Here is a 661-nt window from a genome sequence, read left to right on the forward strand (position 1 = left end):
ACCAGCTCCACCGCCACCAGCACTGGTACGAGACCCGCAATTGGCACAGCAGCCAGTACCTGCATCATGATTCGATCACCGTTGGTGTGACGCCTCAGTCCGCGTTTGAGAAGCTGTAACGGTTTTGGCAGATCAGCAAATGGAGCGCCATTGCGCAGTGCACCAGGCTTGCGTTCGATGAGTGGGATGTAGTGCTGCCAGTCAAAACCGACCTGATCTCGATCAAAGAGGCGCTCGTGACTGGCGATCACCGCTTCGTCGGCAATGACCACGATCCGCGAAGGGTACAAACGGCTGCTGACCCATTGACCAACACGCTCACATGGCACTGAATAGCGATTTCGCGCCACGCTGATCAGGCAGGTGCTGGAGACCCGCACGGTACGCTCGACGTAGCCATCAAATGCCGTCGGCATTGGCATCATTTCGGCCTGCTCCAGCTCCAAGACCTCCGCCACCGTCAGCCCGTTGTACTGCGGATGCACCAGTTCGCTCCAGAGCGACCGGCAACGTTGGCCGAGCCAGACATTCAGTTCCTCGAAGGTATGGAACATGCAGTTTTGAGCATCGAGCCAGATTCGTCTGCGGCTGTCCTGCACGTTCTTTTCGACGATGCCTTTCTCCCAGCCAGAGGCCACGTTGCAGAAGTCCGGATCGAACA

The 661-nt window shown here is 57.8% G+C and carries 1 pseudogene; it reads right to left on the reverse strand.

The window, feature by feature from the left end:
• Positions 1-661: pseudogene (gene istA / locus DW49_RS0124295) on the reverse strand (IS21-like element ISPsy20 family transposase); the annotation flags it as partial.

Origin of the sequence: Pseudomonas avellanae BPIC 631 (genome assembly GCF_000444135.1) — a bacterium.
GTDB lineage: Bacteria > Pseudomonadota > Gammaproteobacteria > Pseudomonadales > Pseudomonadaceae > Aquipseudomonas > Aquipseudomonas avellanae.